This window comes from Halomonas sp. PAMB 3232 (assembly GCF_031954225.1).
In the GTDB taxonomy this organism is placed as follows: Bacteria; Pseudomonadota; Gammaproteobacteria; order Pseudomonadales; family Halomonadaceae; genus Vreelandella.
On record NZ_CP134865.1, the window covers coordinates 212,922 to 234,179 of the forward strand.

General features: G+C 62.7%; 17 protein-coding genes. 1 reads left to right on the forward strand and 16 read right to left on the reverse strand.

What is annotated here, in order from left to right:
• Window positions 1–2: 2 nt before the first annotated feature.
• The 9 genes from RN346_RS00990 to phnD all read right to left on the reverse strand — a co-directional run bounded on the left by RN346_RS00990 (window position 3) and on the right by phnD (window position 12,816).
• Window positions 3–1,916: a methyl-accepting chemotaxis protein gene (locus tag RN346_RS00990; RefSeq protein ID WP_311961861.1), complete on the reverse strand. Its 1,914-nt coding sequence runs from the start codon at window positions 1,914–1,916 to the stop codon at window positions 3–5.
• A gap of 205 nt (window positions 1,917–2,121) precedes the next feature.
• A complete protein-coding gene (locus tag RN346_RS00995; protein ID WP_311961862.1) occupies window positions 2,122–4,224 on the reverse strand; it encodes a methyl-accepting chemotaxis protein in 2,103 nt (700 codons plus the stop codon).
• 286 nt (window positions 4,225–4,510) lie between these two features.
• A complete protein-coding gene (locus tag RN346_RS01000; protein ID WP_311961863.1) occupies window positions 4,511–6,619 on the reverse strand; it encodes a methyl-accepting chemotaxis protein in 2,109 nt (702 codons plus the stop codon).
• A 251-nt stretch (window positions 6,620–6,870) separates the two neighbouring features.
• Window positions 6,871–8,757 carry a methyl-accepting chemotaxis protein gene (locus RN346_RS01005; protein ID WP_311961864.1) on the reverse strand — a complete coding sequence of 629 codons (1,887 nt, stop codon included), beginning with the start codon at window positions 8,755–8,757 and terminating at the stop codon, window positions 6,871–6,873.
• A gap of 121 nt (window positions 8,758–8,878) precedes the next feature.
• Window positions 8,879–9,307 (reverse strand): host attachment protein, encoded by a 429-nt coding sequence (locus RN346_RS01010; protein WP_263585470.1) that lies wholly within the window; start codon window positions 9,305–9,307, stop codon window positions 8,879–8,881.
• A gap of 76 nt (window positions 9,308–9,383) precedes the next feature.
• Window positions 9,384–10,193 (reverse strand): phosphonate ABC transporter, permease protein PhnE, encoded by an 810-nt coding sequence (gene phnE, locus RN346_RS01015; protein WP_263585469.1) that lies wholly within the window; start codon window positions 10,191–10,193, stop codon window positions 9,384–9,386.
• The gene (gene phnE, locus RN346_RS01020; protein WP_311961865.1) at window positions 10,187–10,993 is read right to left on the reverse strand and encodes a phosphonate ABC transporter, permease protein PhnE; all 807 of its coding nucleotides are present in this window, start codon (window positions 10,991–10,993) and stop codon (window positions 10,187–10,189) included. The genes phnE (RN346_RS01015) and phnE (RN346_RS01020) overlap by 7 nt, the downstream gene beginning before the upstream one ends.
• Window positions 10,980–11,780 (reverse strand): phosphonate ABC transporter ATP-binding protein, encoded by an 801-nt coding sequence (gene phnC / locus RN346_RS01025; protein ID WP_263585467.1) that lies wholly within the window; start codon window positions 11,778–11,780, stop codon window positions 10,980–10,982. Before phnC ends, phnE (RN346_RS01020) begins: the two co-directional genes overlap by 14 nt.
• 52 nt (window positions 11,781–11,832) lie before the next feature.
• Window positions 11,833–12,816 carry a phosphate/phosphite/phosphonate ABC transporter substrate-binding protein gene (gene phnD / locus RN346_RS01030; RefSeq protein WP_263585466.1) on the reverse strand — a complete coding sequence of 328 codons (984 nt, stop codon included), beginning with the start codon at window positions 12,814–12,816 and terminating at the stop codon, window positions 11,833–11,835.
• 175 nt (window positions 12,817–12,991) lie between these two features.
• Between phnD and RN346_RS01035 the strand changes: the two genes are divergently transcribed.
• Window positions 12,992–13,591 carry a histidine phosphatase family protein gene (locus RN346_RS01035; protein WP_311961866.1) on the forward strand — a complete coding sequence of 200 codons (600 nt, stop codon included), beginning with the start codon at window positions 12,992–12,994 and terminating at the stop codon, window positions 13,589–13,591.
• Here RN346_RS01035 and RN346_RS01040 read toward each other — a convergent pair.
• The 7 genes from RN346_RS01040 to hemE form a co-directional block, all read right to left on the reverse strand.
• Window positions 13,588–14,316, reverse strand: a complete 729-nt coding sequence (locus tag RN346_RS01040) for an amino acid ABC transporter ATP-binding protein (RefSeq protein ID WP_263587362.1) — start codon at window positions 14,314–14,316, stop codon at window positions 13,588–13,590. The genes RN346_RS01035 and RN346_RS01040 overlap by 4 nt on opposite strands.
• 59 nt (window positions 14,317–14,375) lie before the next feature.
• On the reverse strand, window positions 14,376–15,476 hold the full coding sequence (locus tag RN346_RS01045; RefSeq protein WP_263585464.1) for an amino acid ABC transporter permease: 1,101 nt from the start codon (window positions 15,474–15,476) through the stop codon (window positions 14,376–14,378).
• A 16-nt stretch (window positions 15,477–15,492) separates the two neighbouring features.
• Window positions 15,493–16,683 carry an amino acid ABC transporter permease gene (locus tag RN346_RS01050; RefSeq protein WP_263585463.1) on the reverse strand — a complete coding sequence of 397 codons (1,191 nt, stop codon included), beginning with the start codon at window positions 16,681–16,683 and terminating at the stop codon, window positions 15,493–15,495.
• A 79-nt stretch (window positions 16,684–16,762) separates the two neighbouring features.
• Complete coding sequence (locus RN346_RS01055; RefSeq protein ID WP_311961867.1) at window positions 16,763–17,788, reverse strand: amino acid ABC transporter substrate-binding protein; 1,026 nt, start codon at window positions 17,786–17,788, stop codon at window positions 16,763–16,765.
• A 255-nt stretch (window positions 17,789–18,043) separates the two neighbouring features.
• A complete protein-coding gene (locus tag RN346_RS01060) occupies window positions 18,044–19,069 on the reverse strand; it encodes an amino acid ABC transporter substrate-binding protein (protein WP_311961868.1) in 1,026 nt (341 codons plus the stop codon).
• Window positions 19,070–19,171: 102 nt separating this feature from the next.
• Window positions 19,172–20,032 (reverse strand): polyamine aminopropyltransferase, encoded by an 861-nt coding sequence (gene speE / locus RN346_RS01065; RefSeq protein WP_263585460.1) that lies wholly within the window; start codon window positions 20,030–20,032, stop codon window positions 19,172–19,174.
• Window positions 20,029–21,132, reverse strand: coding sequence for a uroporphyrinogen decarboxylase (gene hemE / locus RN346_RS01070; RefSeq protein WP_263585459.1), 1,104 nt, complete (start codon window positions 21,130–21,132; stop codon window positions 20,029–20,031). The genes speE and hemE overlap by 4 nt, the downstream gene beginning before the upstream one ends.
• Window positions 21,133–21,258 lie beyond the last annotated feature (126 nt).

A 21,258-nucleotide genomic window follows, 5' to 3' on the forward strand; every position in this document is an offset into this window, starting at 1 on the left:
CCTTAAAACTCGTCCCAGTCACCCTGGGTGGAGGAGGTCGTCGCCAGGCGCGGTGTCGATGCCACCGGCTGCGGCGCTTTGGTCAAAGCGGGCGCTCGGGCCGGGGCGCTGGAGCTGGAGACCTTGAAACTTCCAATCACCGTGGCCAGCTGGCCGGACTGCTCCTTCAACTGCTCGGCGGCGGTGGTGGACTCCTCGACCAGCGCGGCGTTCTCCTGGGTCATGCGATCCAGATCCGCTACCGCGACGTTGACCTGCTTGATGCCTTCGCTTTGCTCGCTGGTGGCCGCCTCGATCTCCTCGAGCACGTCGGTGACGCGGGTGATGTGCGAAACGATCTCCGCCATGGTGTGGCCGGCGCTTTGCACCAGGGAGGTGCCGCTATTGACCTTGCCCTGGGAATCCTCGATCAGCGTCTGAATGTCGTTGGCCGCGTCGCTGCTGCGCCGGGCCAGGTTGCGCACCTCTTCGGCCACCACCGCAAAGCCGCGGCCGTGCTCGCCGGCCCGTGCCGCCTCGACGGAGGCGTTGAGCGCCAGCAGGTTGGTCTGAAACGAGATGCTGTTCATCAAGTTGACGATCTCGCCGATCTTCTCCGAGGCCTGAGTGATCTCCTCCATGGTGGTGACCACGCTGCCCATTACTTCGCCACCGTGACCCGCCACTTCCGAGGCGTTTCGGGAAAGCTGGCTGGCCTCCTGGGCCGAAGATGCCGTGTGCTGGACGGTACTGGTGATCTCCTCGATGGAGGCGGAGGTTTGCTGCAGGCTCGCCGCGGTATTGTCAGTGCGCCGTGAAAGGTCCTGGCCGCCGGAGGCGATTTCGTTGGCGGCATGATGCACCGCATCGCTGCTGGCGCGCACGTCGATCAGCACGTGCTCCATCTTGTCGACGAAGCGGTTGAAGGCGTCGCTGATCTGAGCGACTTCATCCTTGCCGGCGACGGTCAGGCGCCGAGTCAAATCGCCTTCGCCGCTGGCGATATCGTTCAAGGCATCGCGGGCGCGCTCGAGCCCTGCCAGCGTGCGCTTGAGCCATAGTCCGACCAAAAGCGCCGTCACGCCCAGCACGATCAGCAGCGTCAGAAGCGCAGAGTGAAGCGTTGCGCGCAGTCCGGCGGTGGCCTCGTGCTCGTCGAGCGCCACGCCAAGCTCCCAGTCGGTGCCGGCGATGGGGGTAACAACGATGCGCTTGGTATCGCCCTGCACCTCGACGCCTTCCCAACGGTTTTGAGTCTCGCTCAGGCGGCCGATCAGTGCCGGGGTCAGCGCCGGGCTTACGCGCTCGAGCGGCGCTAGCGCCAGCGCCTGGTCTGGGTGGGCAATGAGGGTCTCGCCGGCGCTACTGAGAAAGGCGAAGCTCGACGGTGTGGGCTGGATCGCGTTAACACGGCTGACGAGCTGATCGATTGGAACGTCGCCGCCGATCACGCCGAACAGCCGACCGTTTTGTTTGACCGGCGTTGCGAAAGCAACCACGAGTTGGCCGCTGTTGGAGTCCTGGTAGGGAAGCGAGACGATAGTGGTGTCCTGGGCGACGGCGCTTTGATACCAGCCGCGCTGGCGCGCGTCGAAGTCATCCCCGGGAATCCAGCCATCCGATGAGATCAGGCCACCGTCAGGAAGGCCGATATACGCGCTTAAAAAGCCACCGGAGTCGGCGAGCTGAATGAGCGAGGTGGTAGGGTCTGGCGCAACAACCTGCGAGCGCGCCGCTTCCATCATGGCAATGCGGGCGCTCACCCACTCTTCGATGACCGATGCGTTGTCGCTGGAAGTCGCTGTCAGTTGCTCGCTTATTTGGCGATCACCGTGCGTTTTCAGAGTAACGTAGCTGACTGCTGCGTTGATCAGCAGCGCCAGGGTAATAATCGTCAGCGTGACGAGCAAAATGCGCATGCGCAGGGACGTAAGCATCCAATTCTCACTTTAAGGGGAGGCAGTCTGTGTCGTGAGCCAAGTCATTCATGGCTGCTCCACTATCGGCCCTGGAGAGTAAGACTTTAGTGGCAAAGGAGGTTCTGGAGGGGAGGAGTAAGCGCCGAGACCGAGCGGTTTGAACACGTGCGCCGGCGAGCCTCAAGGATGCTGGCCGGCGCATGTCAGGGCGTGATGCGAGTGATTAGCCTCGCGGCGGGGAGGGCAGGCGATTGGAGGGCGCAGCGGAAGTGTCGAGTGTGAACCCGCCCACCAGCTCGGCCAGCCGCTCCGCCTGCTCCTTCAGCTGCTCGGCGGCGGTGGTGGACTCCTCGACCAGCGCGGCGTTTTGCTGGGTCATCTGATCCAGGTCGTTGACCGCGATACTGACCTGACCGATGCCGTCGTTCTGCTCGCCGGCGGCGGTGCTGATGTCGCCCAGCATCTGGTTGACGCGAGAGACGCTCTCGGCCAGTTCGTGCATGGCGCTTTCGGCTTCACGCACGAGCTGCGTGCCGCTTTCGACCTTGTCCACCGAGGCGCCGATACGCTGGCGAATGTCCGCCGCCGCCTCGCTGCTGCGCCGGGCGAGCATGCGCACCTCTTCGGCCACGACGGCAAAGCCGCGGCCATGCTCGCCGGCCCGCGCCGCCTCGACCGAGGCGTTCAGCGCCAGCAGGTTGGTCTGAAAGGCGATGCCGTCGATCACCTTGACGATGCTCTGGATCTCATCGGAGGTCGTGCGAATCTCGTCCATCGTCGTCACTACCTGGCTGAAGGCGCCGTTGGTGCGCGTGGCGAGTTCGGCGGCGGTGTGCGACAGTCCGCTGGCCTCTTTCGAGGCGCTGGTGGTATGGCCCACGGTGCTGCTGATCTCTTCCATGGCGGTCGAGGTCTGCTGCAGGCTGGACGCCGCCTGATCGGTGCGTCGGGAAAGATCCTGCCCGCCCTGGGTGATCTCGTTGGCGGCGTGGTGGACCGATTCGCTGCTGGCGCGCACATCCACCAGCACGTCGTGGATCTTGTCGGCGAAGGCATTGAACTGGATCGCGAGCTCAGCGCTTTCGTTGCGTCCGCGCACCGGCAGGCGCTGGGTCAAATCCCCGTTACCGGAAGCGATGTCGCGCATCCGGTCAGCGAGATGGCGCAGCGGGCGGGAGATACTGTTACCCAGCAACCAACTGACCAGCAGCCCTACCAAGGCGACGACCAGGCCCATGAGAATCATCCCCCACATGGAAGCCTGGTCTTCGTCACTCAGTTCTTGCTGCAGCGTGTAAAGCCCAGCCATGACGGCGCTGTCCGGCAGGCGCAATACCAGCACCCAAGGCGTGCCGGTGTCGCCAATGGTGAAAGGCCAGTAGAGTTCGATCACGTCCTGCTCGGTATCGTGATGGCGAACCGCTTCACCACGTTGGGCGCTTTGGATATACGTTTGTACCGAGGTATCGAGTACGTCACTACCTGGCTGGCCCAGTGCGTCTTCCCGGGCAGTGTGCGCTGTCAATGTGCCGCCCGAGGCCACCAGCGCCATTTCGCCCGCGCCATCGTAAAGCGATTGATTGGCGTCGTTGAGCATGGACTGAATGAAGTTGACCGACACGTCGACACCGGCGGCGCCGCGAAATTCGCCGTCGACCAGCACCGGTGTGCTGAATGAGGTCACCAGCTCTACCTGACCATCATAGTCGTAGGATATGGGATCCACGATACAGATGGCCAGCGTATCGCGAGGGCACAGGTAGAACTCCCCTTCACGTACGCCGCTTGGCTGGAGCGCTGCGCTCTCCATTGACTCATCGAGCGGGATGACCACGACATTGCCGCTTTCATCGCGATACCAGAGCGGCCGAAAACGACCGTCTGCGCCGTAACCCATGCCCTCGCGCCCCTCGAATACCTCATCGCGACCGAACGCATCAGGCGCCCAGCCAATGTAAGTACCCAGTAGTTCAGGATTATCGATGGCGGTCTGGCGTATTGCCTGCGAGAGCTCGCGGCGACTCAGATTCAGAGACGGGCGCCCGGACTCATCGGTCTGGCCCATCAGGGCATTGGTTCGCGCCAAGCCTTCGCTCAGTGACAGGGCGTGTTCCAGTTGGCCCTTGATACGCTCGGCTTGCTCGCCCGCGATGGCGTCCAGGCGCGCTTCGATATTGCGCTCGAGAAGCGCCCTGGTCTCACGTTCAACCAGACGGTTGGAGCGCTTGTCGGAGACCAGCGAGTAGAAGACCAGCGCGGTGATGACGAGCAGAATACAGCCACCGACCAGCAGTGCGATGAGAGTACGCACGGATTTGAATTTCATATCAGGCGTCCTGACTGGTAGCGGGTAGTGGATGTGGCGAAGGCGGGGCTACGTGCGATTCGAAGGAGTAAGGCATTGGGTTCTCGCCAGTTAGGGAAAGGCAGGATAAGAGTGCGTTATACGTAGAGAGCTCTCTCCTATCGACCTGCGCGCCCATGACTTGAGAAAGAAACCCCTTTTTTAACGCATGCATTAGGATACGGGCCTTCTCTCTTTCGAGAAGGTCCGTACTCTGTGGAGGGAGGGGGCAAGTGGCGGCCCCCAGTGCTGAAGCGCCGCCTGTCTTCTAACTGCGGGTCTTGGCGGGATCGGATAGCAATAGCTGGGAGCGGCTTGAATCGCCTTCCAGCGTGAACCCGCCCACCAGCTCGGCCAGTCGCTCCGCCTGCTCCTTCAGCTGCTCGGCGGCGGTGGTGGACTCCTCGACCAGCGCGGCGTTTTGCTGGGTCATCTGATCCAGGTCGTTGACCGCGATACTGACCTGACCGATGCCGTCGTTCTGCTCGCCGGCGGCGGTGCTGATGTCGCCCAGCATCTGGTTGACGCGAGAGACGCTCTCGGCCAGTTCGTGCATGGCGCTTTCGGCTTCACGCACGAGCTGCGTGCCGCTTTCGACCTTGTCCACCGAGGCGCCGATACGCTGGCGAATGTCCGCCGCCGCCTCGCTGCTGCGCCGGGCGAGCATGCGCACCTCTTCGGCCACGACGGCAAAGCCGCGTCCGTGCTCGCCGGCCCGCGCCGCCTCGACCGAGGCGTTCAGCGCCAGCAGGTTGGTCTGAAAGGCGATGCCGTCGATCACCTTGACGATGCTCTGGATCTCATCGGAGGTCGTGCGAATCTCGTCCATCGTCGTCACTACCTGGCTGAAGGCGCCGTTGGTGCGCGTGGCGAGTTCGGCGGCGGTGTGCGACAGTCCGCTGGCCTCTTTCGAGGCGCTGGTGGTATGGCCCACGGTGCTGCTGATCTCTTCCATGGCGGTCGAGGTCTGCTGCAGGCTGGACGCCGCCTGATCGGTGCGTCGGGAAAGATCCTGCCCGCCCTGAGTGATCTCGTTGGCGGCGTGGTGGACCGATTCGCTGCTGGCGCGCACATCCACCAGCACGTCGTGGATCTTGTCGGCGAAGGCATTGAACTGGATCGCGAGCTCAGCGCTTTCGTTGCGTCCGCGCACCGGCAGGCGCTGGGTCAAATCCCCGTTACCGGAAGCGATGTCGCGCATCCGGTCGGCCAGGTAGCGCAGCGGCCGGGCGATGCGGCTGCCCAACAGCCAGCTGGCCAGCAGACCCGCCAGGGCAATCAAAAGGCCGACGAGGAGCATGCCCCACATGGAGGCCTGGCCTCGGTCGGCAAGCTGTGACTGTAAGTTCTCAAGTCCCGCCATGACCGCGCTCTGCGGTAGACGAATCACCATCACCCAGGGGCGGCCGCTGCCATCGACGCTGAAGGGCGTATAGAGCTCGAACATGCCCTCGTCGGTGTTGGTCTGGTTGATGCGCTCGCCCTGCTGGGCTTGGGCGATAGCGCCTTGAAGCGAGGCGGGCAGTGTGTCGACGCCGCGGCCCAAAAGCTCTGCCGCGCCGGTATGGGCGGCCAAAGCCCCTTGGCCTGCCACCAGCAGCATTTCACCTGCGCCGTCGTAAAGCGATTGATTGGCCTCTTCCAGCAGGCCTTGAATGAACGCGACCGACAGATCGACGCCGGCGCTGCCACGGAACTCGCCATCGACCATGATGGGCGCGTTGAAGGAGGTCACCAGCAGGTTGTCGCCGTTGTAATCGTACCAGTGCGGGTCGACCACGCAGGTGCGCTGCGTTTCCCGCGTGCAGAGGTAATACTCGCCTCGGCGAATCCCGTCGTCGCCAAGCGCTTCGTTTTCCATATCCTGGCCCAGCGCGAGCACCTCGATGGCGCCGCTTTCGGTGCGATACCACCAGGGCGTGAAGCGGCCGTCCGGTCCGAACCCCTGATCCTCGCGACCGATAAAGCGCGCATCAAGACCAAAGGCGTCCGGCTCCCAGCCAACGAAGGCATCGAGCAGTTCGGGGTTGTCGACCACCGTTTGGCGAATCAGCACCGAAAACTCCCGGCGGCTGAGATACAAAAGCGGCCGGCCAGCCTCATCCACTTCCCCCAGCATGGCGTTGAGATTGGCAAGATTCGTTGCCAGCGTCAGCGCATGATCGAGCTCGCGCTTGATCTCTTCGGTATGCGCCGAGGCGAGCGCCTCGAGCCGCGCTGCGGCGTTTTGTTCGAGCAGCGTTTCGGTTTGCTCCTCCACCAGCGCCTGGGTGCGTGCGTTGGCGATCAGCGAATACACCACCAGCGCCGCCACGACCAGCAAAATAGCGCTACCGGCCAGGGTCGCGATCAGCGTGCGAAGCGATTTGAAGTGCATGTTCGAGTCCTTATGCCTGATGGAAAAGCCACTACGCGCGCGGCGCCATTAAAAAGCGACGTCAACGAAACAGTCGGGCGTTAACAGGAATATCGGCATGAAAAGCATCTTCTTGACATACCGACGTGGCTTCGCGGCAAAAAAGCGCACGGCTGTCGCGGCCGGCGCTTGGGGCGTCGTCTTTGGATCAAATGCGGCGCTCACCGACCGTCAGGGTCGAGAGCGCCGCGGGCAAGCCGGGAGCGGCGTTTTTAGAACGCGGGCTGTGACTGAGCAGCGGGGAGGGCGGCGGTCTGGCGCGTCGAGCCGAGGGCCGGCGTGGTGGCCGAGAGGGTGAAGCTTGCGATCGTGCGGGCCAGGTGATCGGCCTGCTCTTTTAGCTGCTCGGCGGCGGTGGTCGACTCCTCGACCATGGCGGCGTTCTCCTGGGTCATGCGGTCGAGATCGTTCACCGCGATATTGACCTGCTGAATACCATCGCTTTGCTCGCTGGTGGCGGCGGTGATTTCAGCGAGGACGTCGGTGATGCGCGCGCTGTTGGTCACGATCTCCTGCATGGTGTCGCCGGCGTTGCGAACCAGCGTTGTACCGCTATGCACCCTGGCCTGGGAGTCCTCGATGACGCGTTTGATATCGTTGGCCGCGTCGCTGCTACGTCGGGCCAGCTGGCGAACCTCTTCGGCGACCACCGCGAAACCGCGGCCGTGCTCGCCGGCCCGCGCCGCCTCGACCGAGGCGTTGAGTGCGAGCAGGTTGGTCTGGAAGGCGATGCCGTCCATCAGTGTCACGATTTCACCGATGCGGTCAGACGCGCGGGTGATCTCCTCCATGGTCGAGACGACCCGGGAGACATCCTCATGGCCCCGATGGGCGACCTCGGAGGCGGCCTGGGAGAGCGCGTTGGCCTCCTTTGACGAGGCGGCGGTTTGGCCGACGGTGCTGTTGATCTGCTCGATGGAGGCCGAGGTCTGCTGCAGGCTCGCGGCGGTCTGGTCGGTGCGCCGTGAAAGATCCTGTCCGCCCAGCGCGATCTCGCTGGCGGCGTGATGCACGGTTTCACTGCTGGTGCGCACGTCGATCAGCACCGTTTCCATCTTGTCTGCAAAACGGTTGAAGGCGCCGGCGATGCGGGCGATCTCGTCCTTGCCCGTGGCCGACAGGCGCTGGGTCAGATCGCCGTCGCCGGAGGCGATGTTGTCCATCGCGTGGCCGACGCCCTTGAGCGGGCGCAGCAACAGCGAAAGCAGCACGCCAAGGCCGAGCGCGGTCAGCACCGCCACGATGATGAGCGTGGCCAGTGACGAGAAGGCGATGGCGCGAAGGCCCGCGGTCGCTTCCTGCTCATCCATGGCGACCACCAGCTCCCAACCGCTGCCAAGCCCGACGTCGCGCCCCATCAGCAGTTTTTCGCGCTGGTCGAGCACTAGCGGCGTCGGCGTGTTGTTGCTCTCCAGGTTCTTTAGAAAGGCGGGGTCGAGCTGCTCGCTCAGTACGGTCGAAGGCTCGAGCGCCAGCGCGCTGTCCGGATGCGCCGCGATGGTGCCGTCGTCGGTGACCAAAAAGGCGAAGCTCGACGGCGTCGGCTGAATGCCGGTAACGATACCCACCACGTCTTCGATACCGATATCGCCGCCGATGACGCCCAGCAGTCGACCGCTATCGCCGTCGGCGTAGTAGGGGTGAATGAAGGAAACCACCAGCTCGCCGGAGATCATGTCCAGGTAGGGGGACGTCACGATGGTGGTGCCGGCCTCGACGGCCTGCTGGTACCAGGGGCGCTGGCGCGGGTCGTAATCCGCCGGCGGCTGCCAGCCGTCGGAAAAGACCGGCGGTTTCGACGACGCGTAGGCAACGTAGGTGGTCATGAAGTCGCCAGCGGTCTGAAGCTGCTGGAGTGCCGCCAGCGGGTCGGCGCTTTCAACGACGGTGGGCAGTGAGGCAACCAGACGATTACGGGCGGCCACCCACTCTCTCAGTGCTTGGGCGTTGCCCTTCAGGGCGGCATCGAGATGGCGATGGATCTGCTCGTCGTTGTGGCCCTTGACGGTCCAGTAACTGGCAAAGCCATTGAGGGTCAATGCCGCGATGATCGCTGCCAACGCGGCGAGCAGAATACGGGTTCGTAGGGAGGATAGCATGGCCGCTCTCTTGATCGATGAACAGATGACACTACTTTTTCCAATAAAAGCAGCGCATTGGTTATCGGCAGGAGCGGCCTTAACATGAGTTGATTTTTAACTGGGGCGACGCCCGGCAGGATCAGAGCTTCTTGATCGCCTCTTCGATCTCATCGCTCGAAGCCTTGGTGTAATCCTTGGAGAGCGTATGCGTCACCAGCTTCTGCGTCGGCTTGTCGAGCTTGTCGCGCAGAAGACCCAGAAACTTCGGCGCGGCGATCAGGATCAGCTCGTCCATCTTGTTGCTCGTGCGGGCGTCGAACAGGTATTGCACGACCTGCTTGGCAAACATCTCGTTTTCGTGCTCGAGCGCCTCGCCGCCTTCGGCGGAAGAGCGGGCAGAGCCTTGTGAGCCAGTATGTACGTCCGCCCCGGGGCTATCGGTCACCAGGTCGCCTTCGTGCATTTGCCCTTCGGCGTGCACCAGGCTCTCTTTCTCGGTGAGCTTGTTCGCGGCATGGGTGAAGATGCGCGCGCGTCCTGCGTCGGCCACCACAATGTAAGTTGGCATGATCAAACGTCCTCCGTGTCGTTAGTGGTTGATTAAACATGGCAAGCGATCGACGTTCGGTCAACCGCTGGCCGCGTTAAAGCACCTTGCGCCTCAAGATACTCGTAAGCGCCTCCCCAATCAGCACGAGCACGATGATCGCCAGCAGAATCGTTGCAACCGTCGGCCAGGCGAAGGTATCGATCGCGCCCTGGAGGATCACGCCGATGCCGCCGGCGCCCACCAGCCCCAGCACGGTGGATTCTCGAATATTGATATCCCAGCGCAGAATGACGATGGCGAAAAACGCCGGCATTACCTGGGGCACGATAGCGTAGGCGATCACCTTGGCTTTCGAGGCGCCGGTCGCCTCCATCGCCTCGACCGGGCGCCGGTCGATTTCCTCGATCGCCTCGCCCATCAGCTTGCCGATGAAGCCGATCGAGCGAAACACGATGGCGAGAATGCCCGCCAGCACCCCGGGGCCGAAAATGGCCACGAACAGCAGCGCCCAGATGATCGTATTCACCGAGCGGCTCGAGACCAGAATGAAGCGCCCAAGCCACAGGCACGCCCGGTTGGGTGTGGTGTTCTGCGCGGCGATATAGGCCACCGGCAGCGCGAGAAAGATGGTGAGGAAAGTGGCGAGCGTGGCGATGTGCACGGTTTCGAGCAAAGCGCTTACGATGTTGGCAAAGCCCGCCGGGCTCGGCGGCCACATGCGCGCCGCCAGCCCGGAGATCTGATTGGGCGCGTCCCACACCCAGGGCCAGAAGATATCGATATCGCTCAGCGCCCAGACCACGAGCATCAAGGTGGCGAGCAGCACCGCGTAGCGAATCAGGCGCTCCTTGCGATCAAAACGTTGCCAGACGCGGTCGGCGAGTTGTTCGGCGTGATCTACCATATCTTTTTCCTCACCCAGCCGCTGATACCTTCACTCAACAGGATCACCGCGATGATCACCAAAAGAATCGCGAAGGCGAAGTCGTAGTCGTAGCGTCCGAAGGCGTTCATCAGCGTGCCGCCGATACCGCCGGCGCCGACGATACCGACCACGGCGGAGGCGCGCAGGTTGCTGTCGAGCTGATACATGGAAAGCCCGATCTGGCGCGGCAGTATTTGCGGGAACACGGCGTAGAAGAGCGTGGCCAGGTAGCCCGCCCCCGCGGCGCGCATTGCCTCGACCTGGCCCCAGTCGATCTCTTCGATCTCTTCGGCCAACAGCTTGCCGACGAAGCCGATCGAGTAGAGCGTCAGCGTCAAAATGCCTGCCAGCGGCCCAAAGCCCACCGCGGCGACGAACAGAATCGCCACGATCACCGGGTGAAAACTGCGGGATACGATGATGATCGCGCGCCCGACCAGATAGATCGGCATCGGAGCGATATTGCGCGCCGCCATCACGGCGAAAGGAATCGAGAGCAAAACGCCCAGCAGCGTGGCCAGAATCGCGATCTGGAAGCTCTCCTTGAAGCCGGTCACCAGCAGCTCGAAGCGGTCGAAGTTGGGCGGAAAGCCACCGCTGAAGATGCGCGCCGCCCGCGGTACGCCTTCGCTGATGCGCGCCCAGTTGAACGGCAGCGAACCAAACGCCCATATCAGATACGCGGCGGCGACGATCAAAAGGCCGTAGCGTAGCAACGGGTTAGCGATGAACGGCGGTTTTTTCCACCGGCGTGGTGGCGAGGACTCAGTGGGCGTCATGCGTCGCCTCCGGGGCCTCGGAATCTGCGGTGATATCGCCGTCCGGCGCCTCGATGCCGCCATAGATCTCGTCGAGTGCGTCCTTGTCGAACGCCGCCGGAGCCCCATCGAAGATCATCTTGCCGTGGCGAAGCCCCACGATACGCTCGGTATAGGTTTTGGCCTGGGCGACATTGTGGATGTTGATCAGCACCGGCAGCGAAAGCTCACTCGCCAGGCTTTGCAACAGCACCATGATCTGTTCGGACGTACGCGGGTCGAGTGAGGCGGTCGGTTCGTCTGCCAGCAGCACGTCCGGTTCCTGCATCAGTGCACGCACCACGCCGACGCGCTGACGCTCGCCGCCGGAGAGCTCGTCGGCGCGCTTGTTGGCGTAGTGGGCGATCCCCACGCGCTCCATCAGGTGAAAGGCGCGGTCTATATCCCCCTGCGGGTAGCGTCTGGAGATGGCCTGAAACAGATTGACGTAGCCAAGCCGCCCGGCCAGCACGTTCTCCATCACCGTTAGCCGGTCGAGCAGGTTGAAGCCCTGAAAGACCATACCGATTTTGCGCCGGGCACGTCTGAGCTCGGCACCCTTGAGGTGGACGAGCTCGACCCCGTTGAGCGTGATGGACCCCGACGTCGGCTCCACTAGGCGGTTGATACAGCGCAGCATCGTGCTTTTGCCCGCGCCCGAGGCGCCCACGATGGACACCACGCTGTTACCTTCGACCTTGAGATCGAGCCCCTTGAGCACGGGCTCGCTGTGGCCATAGCGTTTGACCAGATTCTTGATTTCCAGCATGTTGTCGCTTCCATCGGCAGCCAGCAAACCGCGCCTTGAGGCGCGGTGCGATTTACTCTTCCATATTCTCGGGCGTATAGGTCACGCCGTTGGCGGCCTGGATGGTGCGAATCACCTGCCAGTTATCCTTGTAGTTGATCGGGATGAACTTCTCGACGCCGTCGAACTCCTCGCCAAGCTCGGTGCCGGCGAAGTCGAAGCTGAAAAATGCCTCTTCGATCTTTTCGACCAGATCCGGGTGCAGGTTGTAGGCGTAATTGTAGGAGGTGGTGGGGAAACGGTCGGACTCATAAATCAGGCGTACGTCCTCCTCATCGTAGAGTCCGCGGGCGGCCATGCGCTCGACCACTTCCGAGGCCACCGGGGCGGCGTCATAATCGCGCGCCACCACGCCGAGCATCGACTGGTCATGGCTGCCGGAGTAGACGACCTCGTAATCCTCGTCCGGAGTGACGCCGAGCTCGGGCAGAAGCGCCCGAGGGGCGAGGTTGCCAGAGTTGGAGGTCGGTGAGGTGTGCGCAACGCGCTTGCCCTTGAGATCCTCGACGGTTTCGATGTCGGAGTCGACGTGGGTAAACAGCTGAAGGGTGTAGCCGAACTGGCCGTCGTCGGAGCCCATCAGCGCAAATGGCACCGCACCGGCCAGGTTGACGGCAAAGGGCGTGGGGCCGGTCGAGAAGCCGGCGATATGGAGCCGGCCGCTGCGCATTGCCTCGACCTGGGCGGCGTTGGACTGCACGGCGAAAAAGCGCACGTCGCGCCCGGTCACCTCGGACAAGTGCTCAATGAAGGGCTGCCAGATATCGGAATAGATGGCAGGATCCTCGACCGGGGTATAGGCGAAAATCAGCGTGTCCGGGTTGGCCCATTCGGACTCATCGGCGGGGCGGTCGGCGACCATGTCGCCATTTTCATCGCAGTAAATGGCGTCGAGGTCGCCACGTTCGCACTCGGCAAACGCTATGGATGAGAGTAGCGCAAGAGGCAGTGCCGCCGCCCATGACAGCGCGGGCCTGGAGGAGAGAAGCTTGTTCATGGAAACCTCGGAGGTAGTTTGTTTTTATAAAGACGTGTTATGACGGTTTTTATGACCGGCGCGCACTTTCGAGCGTTATGGCGGCGGTCAGCGCGCTTTTTGGTTTCGTTACTGCGCATTTAATACTTGTTTTTCGAAAACGACGCTTCTTCAACCTAGGGTTTGTGACAAACATATGTCAAGTACTTTACAGGGCTCCTACTACCATTGGCGCAACCGCTATCTGCTGATGCGCCACGGCCATAGCCAGGCCAACGAGCAAGGACTGATCATTAGCTCCCCCGAGCGCGGACTCGACGCCTTCGGGCTTTCCGAAACCGGCGAGCGCCAGCTTGACGAGGTGGTAGAAAATTGGGTCTGGCCGACACCCACGCGCATCGTGCACTCGGATTTTCTGCGCACCACTGAGACGGCGCGCCGGGTGGCGGATGCGCTGGGTGTACCGATGGAGAAAGACGAGCGCCTGCGCGAGCGTTACTTCGGCGAGTTCGACGGGCAGAAAGCGGCGCTTTATGAGGGCGTCTGGGTGCTCGATGACCGAAACGCCGAGCACGCCGAACACCAGGTCGAGCCGGTGGCCCGAGTGGCGGCGCGCATGCAGGCAGTGATCGAGGCGTGGGAGGCGCGCGTAAGCGGCGAGACGATTTTGCTGGTCAGCCACGGTGACCCGCTGCAGATACTGCTGACCGCGATAGCCGGCAAACCGCTCACCGGCCATCGCGACCAGGCACCGCTAGAGCCTGCCAGCATCACGCTGGTCGACAAAAGCGCCTAGTGGCCGAGGATCTGGCTCAAGAATAGCTGGGTGCGCTCGGACTGCGGGTCGTTGAAGAACGGCTCCGGGGCGTTCTCCTCGATGATCTGGCCCTGGTCCATGAAGATCACCCGGTCCGCTACGGTCTTGGCGAAGCCCATTTCGTGAGTCACGCAGAGCATCGTCATGCCTTCCTCGGCGAGCTCGACCATGACATCGAGCACCTCCTTGATCATCTCCGGGTCGAGCGCCGAGGTGGGCTCATCGAATAGCATCACGTCCGGGTGCATGCACAAGGAGCGGGCGATCGCCACGCGCTGCTGCTGGCCGCCGGAGAGCTGGCCCGGGTACTTTTTCGCCTGCTCGGCGATGCGCACCCGCTCCAGGTACTGCATCGCCTCGGCCTCGGCCTCGCGGCGTGATTTTTTCTGCACCCACATCGGCGCGATGCAGCAGTTCTCCAGCACCGAGAGGTGAGGAAACAGATTGAAGTGCTGGAACACCATGCCCACGCTTCTGCGCACCTGCTCGATACGCTTGACGTCCTGGGTGAGCGGTACGCCGCCGACGACGATCTCACCCTGCTGATGCTCTTCCAGATGGTTGATACAGCGGATCATGGTGGACTTGCCCGAGCCCGAAGGCCCGCAAATGACGATGCGCTCGCCGCGCTTTACGTCGAGGTCGATATCACGCAGCACGTGAAAGTCGCCGTACCACTTGTTGACGCCGCGCATCTCGACCATCGAATCCTGAGGTTTTAAAGCTGCTTCACTCATGAGGTTATCCTTGAAAGGGGGCGGCGTTAGCGCTTGTGGCCGGTGTTGAGGCGGCGTTCGAGATACTGGCTATAGCGCGACATGCTGAAACAAAAGATCCAGAACACGAACGCGGCGAACACGTAGCCCTCCAGCGAAAAGCCCAGCCAGCGCGAGTCGGACAGCGCCGCCTGCACGATGCCCAGAAGATCGAACAGGCCGATGATCATCACAAGCGTGGTGTCCTTGAACAGCGATATGAAGGTGTTCACGATGCCTGGAATCATCATCTTCAGCGCCTGGGGCATGACGATCAGCCCCATGCGCTTCCAGTAGGTCATGCCCAGCGCCGCGGCGGCTTCGTCCTGGCCGCGCGGAATCGCCTGCAGCCCGCCGCGGATGACTTCGGCCATGTAGGCGCTTTGAAACAGCGTGATCCCGATCAGCGCGCGGATCAGCCGGTCGACGGAGAGATCCGAGGGCAGAAACAGCGGCAGCATCACCGAGGCCATGAACAGCACGGTGATCAGCGGCACGCCGCGCCAGAACTCGATGAACACCACCGAAAAGCTCTTGACGATCGGCATGCTCGAGCGCCGCCCGAGTGCCAGCACGATGCCGATCGGCAGCGCCCCGATCATACCGACCGAGGCCAGCAGCAGCGTCAGCATCAGCCCGCCCCAGCGGTGGGTCGGCACTCGCGGCAGGTCGAAGTGGCCGCCGTGAAGCAGCACGTAGGCAATCACCGGGAACACCACCAGCGCGAACACCGCCACCCAGCGCTTGAGCGGCAGGCGCGGGATGGCAAGCCAGGCGATCAGCGCGAAAAAGCCGACGAAGACGATGTTGGCGCGCCAAAGCTCCGAGCGTGGGTAGAGCCCGTAGATGAACTGGGTAAAGCGCGCCTTGACGAATACCCAGCAGGCGCCTTCACGGGTGCAGTCTTCGCGCGTGGTGCCGACCCAGTTGGCGTCGATGAACGCCCACTGCACGGTAGGCACCACCAGCAGGTACAGCACGTAGAGCCCGACCAGCGTGAACAGCGTATTGAGCGGGCCGTTGAAGAGATTGCCGCGCAGCCACGCCGCAGGGCCAATGGTGCTTTTCGGCGCCGGGCGCTGGGCGATCATGGTTTTATTGTGAATCATGGAGTGTCATCCTCGCCTAGCGTTCGACCAGCGCCACGCGGGCGTTGAACCAGTTCATGAACAGGGAAACCGTGAGGCTGATGGTCAGATAGACCGCCATGGTCATGGCAATGACCTCGATGGCCTGACCGGTCTGGTTCAGCGTGGTACCGGCGAACACCGACACCAGATCCGGGTAGCCAATGGCCGTCGCCAGCGACGAGTTCTTGATCAGGTTCAGATACTGGCTGGTGAGCGGTGGAATGATCACTCGCATCGCCTGAGGTACTACCACCAGCCGCAAAATCAGATTGCGCGGCAGGCTCAGCGCCTGGGCGGCTTCGGTCTGGCCGTGGGAGATCGCCTGGATACCCGAGCGCACGATCTCGGCGATGAACGAGGCGGTGTAGATCGAAAGCGCCAGCCATAGCGCCAGAAACTCCGGAATCACCGTCACGCCGCCGCGGAAGTTGAACCCGCCCAGCGCCGGCACGTCCCAGGTGATCGGCACGCCGGTGGCGAGCAGCACCAGAAGCGGCAGGCCGATGAGCAGTAAAAGCGCTATCCAGTAGGCGGGCAGGCGTTTGCCAGTGGCCTCGTGGCGGCGCTTGTTCCACACGATCAGCGCGATGCTGGCCACGATCGCGACCAGAAACGCAGCGGGAATCAGCCCGAAGCCGGACTCGAACAGCGGCTTGGGCAGGTAGAGCCCGCGCACGTTCAAGAAGATGACGTCGCCAAGCGCCATGCTCTCGCGAGCGCCGGGGAGCGTGCGCAGCACCGCGAAGTACCAGAAAAAGATCTGCAAAAGCAGCGGGATATTTCGAAAGGTTTCGATATAGGCGGCGGCGAGCTTGGCGATCAGCCAGTTGGGCGAGAGCCTGGCGATCCCGACGATGAAGCCGATGAGGGTCGCGGCCAGTACGCCAAGCCCGCCCACCAGCAGCGTGTTCAAAAGCCCGACGAAAAAGGTACGCCCGTAGGTGCTCTGCGAGGAGTAGTCGACCAGGCTCTGAACGATGCCAAAGCCTGCGGTGTTGTCCAGAAAGCCAAAGCCCGTGGTGATGCCGCGGGCGGCCAGGTTGTCCTGGGTGTTGCTCACGATGTAGAGCAAAAAGACGGCGACGGCCGCCACCACCAGCACCTGAAAAATGAGCGCGCGCTTGGCGCGGTCTCGCCAGAAGGGGGGCTTGTGGCCCCCCGGGCGAGCGGTTGGTCTTGCTGACATGAAGGCGTCTCCGCGATACGGCAGAATCGATCAAACGGCCCGCCGGGCGATGCGCGGCGGGCCGGGTAGTGCGAGACGCTTAGCGAATCGGCGGTGCGTAGTGGAAGCCGCCCTGGTTCCACAGCGCGTTGACGCCGCGTTCGATCTCGAGCGGGGAATCCATGCCGACGTTACGGTCGTAGCTTTCGGCGTAGTTACCGACCTGGCTGATGATGTTGTAGGCCCAGTCGGCTTCAAGGCCCATGCCTTCGCCGTAGTTACCGTCCTGACCCAGGATACGCGCGACGTCCGGATTTTCACTGTCCATCATGTCGTCGATGTTTTCAGAGGTGATGCCGTACTCCTCGGCGTTGAGCATTGCGAACAGCGACCACTTGACGATGTTGAACCAGGTGTCATCGCCCTGGCGCACCACCGGGCCCAGCGGCTCTTTCGAGATGATGTCCGGCAGGATCACCGCGCCGTCCGGGTCGTCGAGCTGGATGCGCAGGGCCGCCAGCTGAGAGGAGTCGGAGGTCAGCACGTCGCAGCGCCCGGACTGAAAGCCGCCCACGGTCTGCTCGGAGGTGTCGAAAACGATCGGGTCGAACGCCATGTCGTTGGCGCGAAAGTAGTCCGCCACGTTGAGCTCGGTGGTGGTGCCAGACTGAATGCAGATCGCCGCGCCGTCGAGTTCGCTGGCGTCATTGAGCCCCAGATCGCGGTTGACCATGAAGCCGATACCGTCGTAGAAGGTGACGCCGGCGAAGTTGAGGCCGAGTGTCGTGTCGCGGGTGGTGGTCCAAGTGGTGTTACGCGACAGCACGTCGACCTCGCCGGACTGAAGCGCGGTGAAGCGCTCGACGGCGTTGAGGGAAATGTAGTTGACCGCGTCGGCATCGCCCAGCACCGCGGCGGCCACGGCGCGGCAGATATCGACGTCGAGCCCCTGCCACTCGCCGCTATCGTTGGGGGCGGAGAACCCCGGCAGGCCATCGCTCACGCCACACTGCACGGCGCCTCGTGAGCGCGTATCTTCCAATACGTCCGCCTGAACGCTCGCGACACCGGATAGGGTAAGAGCGCCGGCAGAGGCCAGCAGTACCGCGTTTTTCTTATTGAACATGGTGTTTCCCGTCCTGTTATTTGAATATCGTTATACATGCCGGTAGTGCATGACACCTCTAACGCTAGCAAGGAAGATGCCAGAAAGGACCTGGCGACTCATTCAGCGCTTTTCAACGCAAAAGCGCCAACGTTATGACCAAAGTGGTGGTGTAAAACGGTGCGGAATCGGCTACGCATCGCTCTCTTTTGGTGCGGCTTCCAAACGTTTGTTTGAAATTCGTCGAGCAAAAACAGCCAAATAGCGCCGGCGCGCCTAGCGAATGGGCGGGGCGTACTGCACACCGCCATCTTTCCACAGCGCGTTTAGCCCGCGGCCGATATTAAACGGTGAACCCGTGCCAACGTTGCGATCGAAGGCGTCGGCGTAGTTGCCGACCTGCTTGATGATTTGATAGGCCCAGTCGGCGTCAAGTCCCATGCCCTCGCCAAAATCGCCGTCGCGGCCCAGTAGGCGCATTACCTCAGGGCTTTCGTCATCGAGCATGTCATCGACGTTGGTTTGGCTCACGCCCAGTTCCTCGGCGTTGAGCATGGCATAGAGCGACCACTTGACGATGTTGAACCACTGATCGTCGCCCTGGCGCACCGCCGGCCCCAGCGGCTCTTTCGAGATGACCTCGGGCAGCACCACCGCCATGTCCGGATCACGAAGCTGCATGCGCTGGGCGTAGAGCTGCGAAGAGTCCGAGCTCAGCACGTCGCAGCGGCCCTCCTCGAAGCCGATGATCGACTGTTCCGGGGCGTCGAAGACCACTGCTTCGAAGGTCATGTCGTGGCGGCGAAAGTAGTCGGCCAGGTTGAGCTCGCTGGTGGTGCCGGACTGGGTGCACACCGCCGCCCCGTCGAGTTCGCGCGCGCTTTGCACCCCCAGGTCGCTTGCCACCATGAACGCCTGACCATCGAAGTAGCTCACCCCGGTGAAGTGAAGGCCAAGGGTCGTGTCGCGACTCGAGGTCCAGGTCGTGGTGCGAGCCAGCACGTCGACTTCACCGGACTGGAGCGCGGCGAAGCGCTCGACGGAATCGAGCGGCACGAACTCGACGCGTGCGCCTTCGCCAAGCGCGGCGGCGGCCACCGCCCGGCAGATGTCGGTATCCAGCCCCCGGTAGGTATCCTCGTCGTCCAGCGCCGAAAAGCCGGGCTGGGCGGCGTTGACCCCGCAGCGCAGCGACCCGCGCTCCTTGACCGTCTCCAGCGTATTGGCCTGGGCCAGGCCCGGGAGTAACAGCGCCGCGGCCAGCACGCCGGCCATACCGCTGCATCGATGGTGTTTGTTCATTGTTATTGCTCCCTCTGATTGGAAAGTCGCGCGATCTACAAATACCATCAAAAAGACCGGGCAGTGCCCGGTCTCGTCAACGTTTTGGCCGCTCGATGAGCGTTAGGCGAAGGCGGCGCGCATGAACGGCGGCAGCGCCAGGGCGCCGCGATGAGCCTCTACCGTGTAGTACTGTAGCGGCATTTCGTGGCCTGCGGCAGCCTCTTCACGGAAGGTTTCAACGCTTGCCCCCTTGCCGGCCAGCGTCACGCTCCACCAGCCGGACGGATAGACCGGCTGCGGGAAGGGGAGGGTCGCCACGCTTTCAAACCCTGCCGCCTGCATGTCCGTGCGCAGCTCGCGAATGATCGAGCCCGAGTGATAAAGCGGCGACTCGCTTTGCTGCACCAGCACGCCGCCGGGCTTGAGAATCCGGTGGCAGCGCTTCAAAAAGTCGGTCTTGAACAGCCCTTCCGCCGGGCCGACCGGGTCGGTGGAGTCGATGATCAGGACATCGATGCTTTCGTCCTCGGCGTCATTGACCCACTTCACGCCGTCGGCGAACAGAAGCTCGGCACGCGGGTCACTATTGGACTCGACCAGCGCCGGAAAAAAGCGCTCGGAAGCTTTAGTGACTTCCTCGTCGATATCGATCTGGGTAACCTTCTCGACGCCTTCGTGGCGCAGTACTTCCTTGAGCGTGCCGCAGTCGCCGCCGCCGATGATCACCACGCGCTTCGGGTCTTTGTGAGTAAAGAGCGCCGGGTGAGCGATCATTTCGTGGTAGAGGAAGTTGTCGCGGTCGGTCAGCATCACGCAGCCGTCCAGCACCATCAGGTTGCCGTAGGTTTCGGTGGCGTACACCTCGAGGTGTTGATAGTCACTCTGCACGTCCCAAAGCTTCTCGGTGATCTTCATCGAAAAGGCGCTGCCGTGACTGTCGAATACTTCGGTAAACCATTGGTCCTGATTGAAATCGCTCATCGAACGTCTCCGGTGTCGTTCTGGTGATACTGCGGACTGAGTTCGTGAAGCGCCTCCATGAAGGCGCTCACGTTATCCGGGTTGGTAAACTGGCTGATGCCGTGGCCCAGGTTGAATACATGGCCCGGCCCATGGCCGTAACTCTCCAGCACCCGCGCGACCTCGGCGCGAATGGCGGACGGGCGGGCGAAGAGCACGTTGGGGTCGAGATTGCCCTGAAGCGCCACCTTGTGGCCGATACGCGCGCGGGCGTCACTTAGCTCTGTGGTCCAATCGAGCCCCACCGCGTCAGAGCCGGCGCAGGCGATGTCCTCGAGCCACTGCCCGCCGTTCTTGGTGAACAGGATCACCGGCACCCGGCGGCCTTCGTGCTCGCGAATCAGACCCGAAACGATCTGCTCCATGTAGCGCAGCGAGAACTCGAGATAGGCGGGCGTGGAGAGCGAGCCGCCCCAGGTGTCGAAGATCTGCACCGCCTGGGCGCCGGCGCGAATCTGGGCGTTGAGGTAGTCGGTCACCGCGTGGGCCAGCGTATCCAGCAGCTGATGCATGGTGTCCGGGGTGTCGTAGAGCATGGTTTTCAGGTGGCGAAAATCCTTGCTCGAGCCGCCTTCGACCATGTAGGTGGCCAGCGTCCAGGGGCTGCCGGAAAAGCCGATCAGGGGCATGCGGCCGTTTAATTCGCGGCGGATGGTGGAGACCGCGCGCATCACGTAATCAAGGTCGCGCTCGGCGTTGGGCACGCTCAGCGCGGCGACTTCTTCCGGAGTGCGCACGGTCTTTTTAAACTTGGGCCCTTCGCCGGTTTCGAAATAGAGCCCCAGACCCATGGCGTCAGGGATGGTCAGAATGTCGGAGAACAGGATGGCCGCGTCCAGCGGGAAGCGCTCCAGCGGCTGCAGCGTGACCTCGCAGGCGAACTCCTGGTTGCGGCACAGATCCATGAAGCTGCCCGCCTGGGCGCGGCGCTCGCGGTACTCCGGCAGGTAGCGTCCGGCCTGGCGCATCATCCACACCGGGGTGCGGTCGACCGGCTCTTTGGCGAGCGCACGAAGAAAGCGGTCGTTGTGCAAGGGAGGGGGAGTCGCAAAGGAAGACATAAACGCCTGCTCTTGAGAAATTTGCCCTATTGTAGGCGAGGTGGTGCACTGTGGGATAGCCGGCTCGGCGCAGGCCGTGAGACCGGCGCGCCTTTTTGATAGACTACCGCGCTTTGATACTCACAT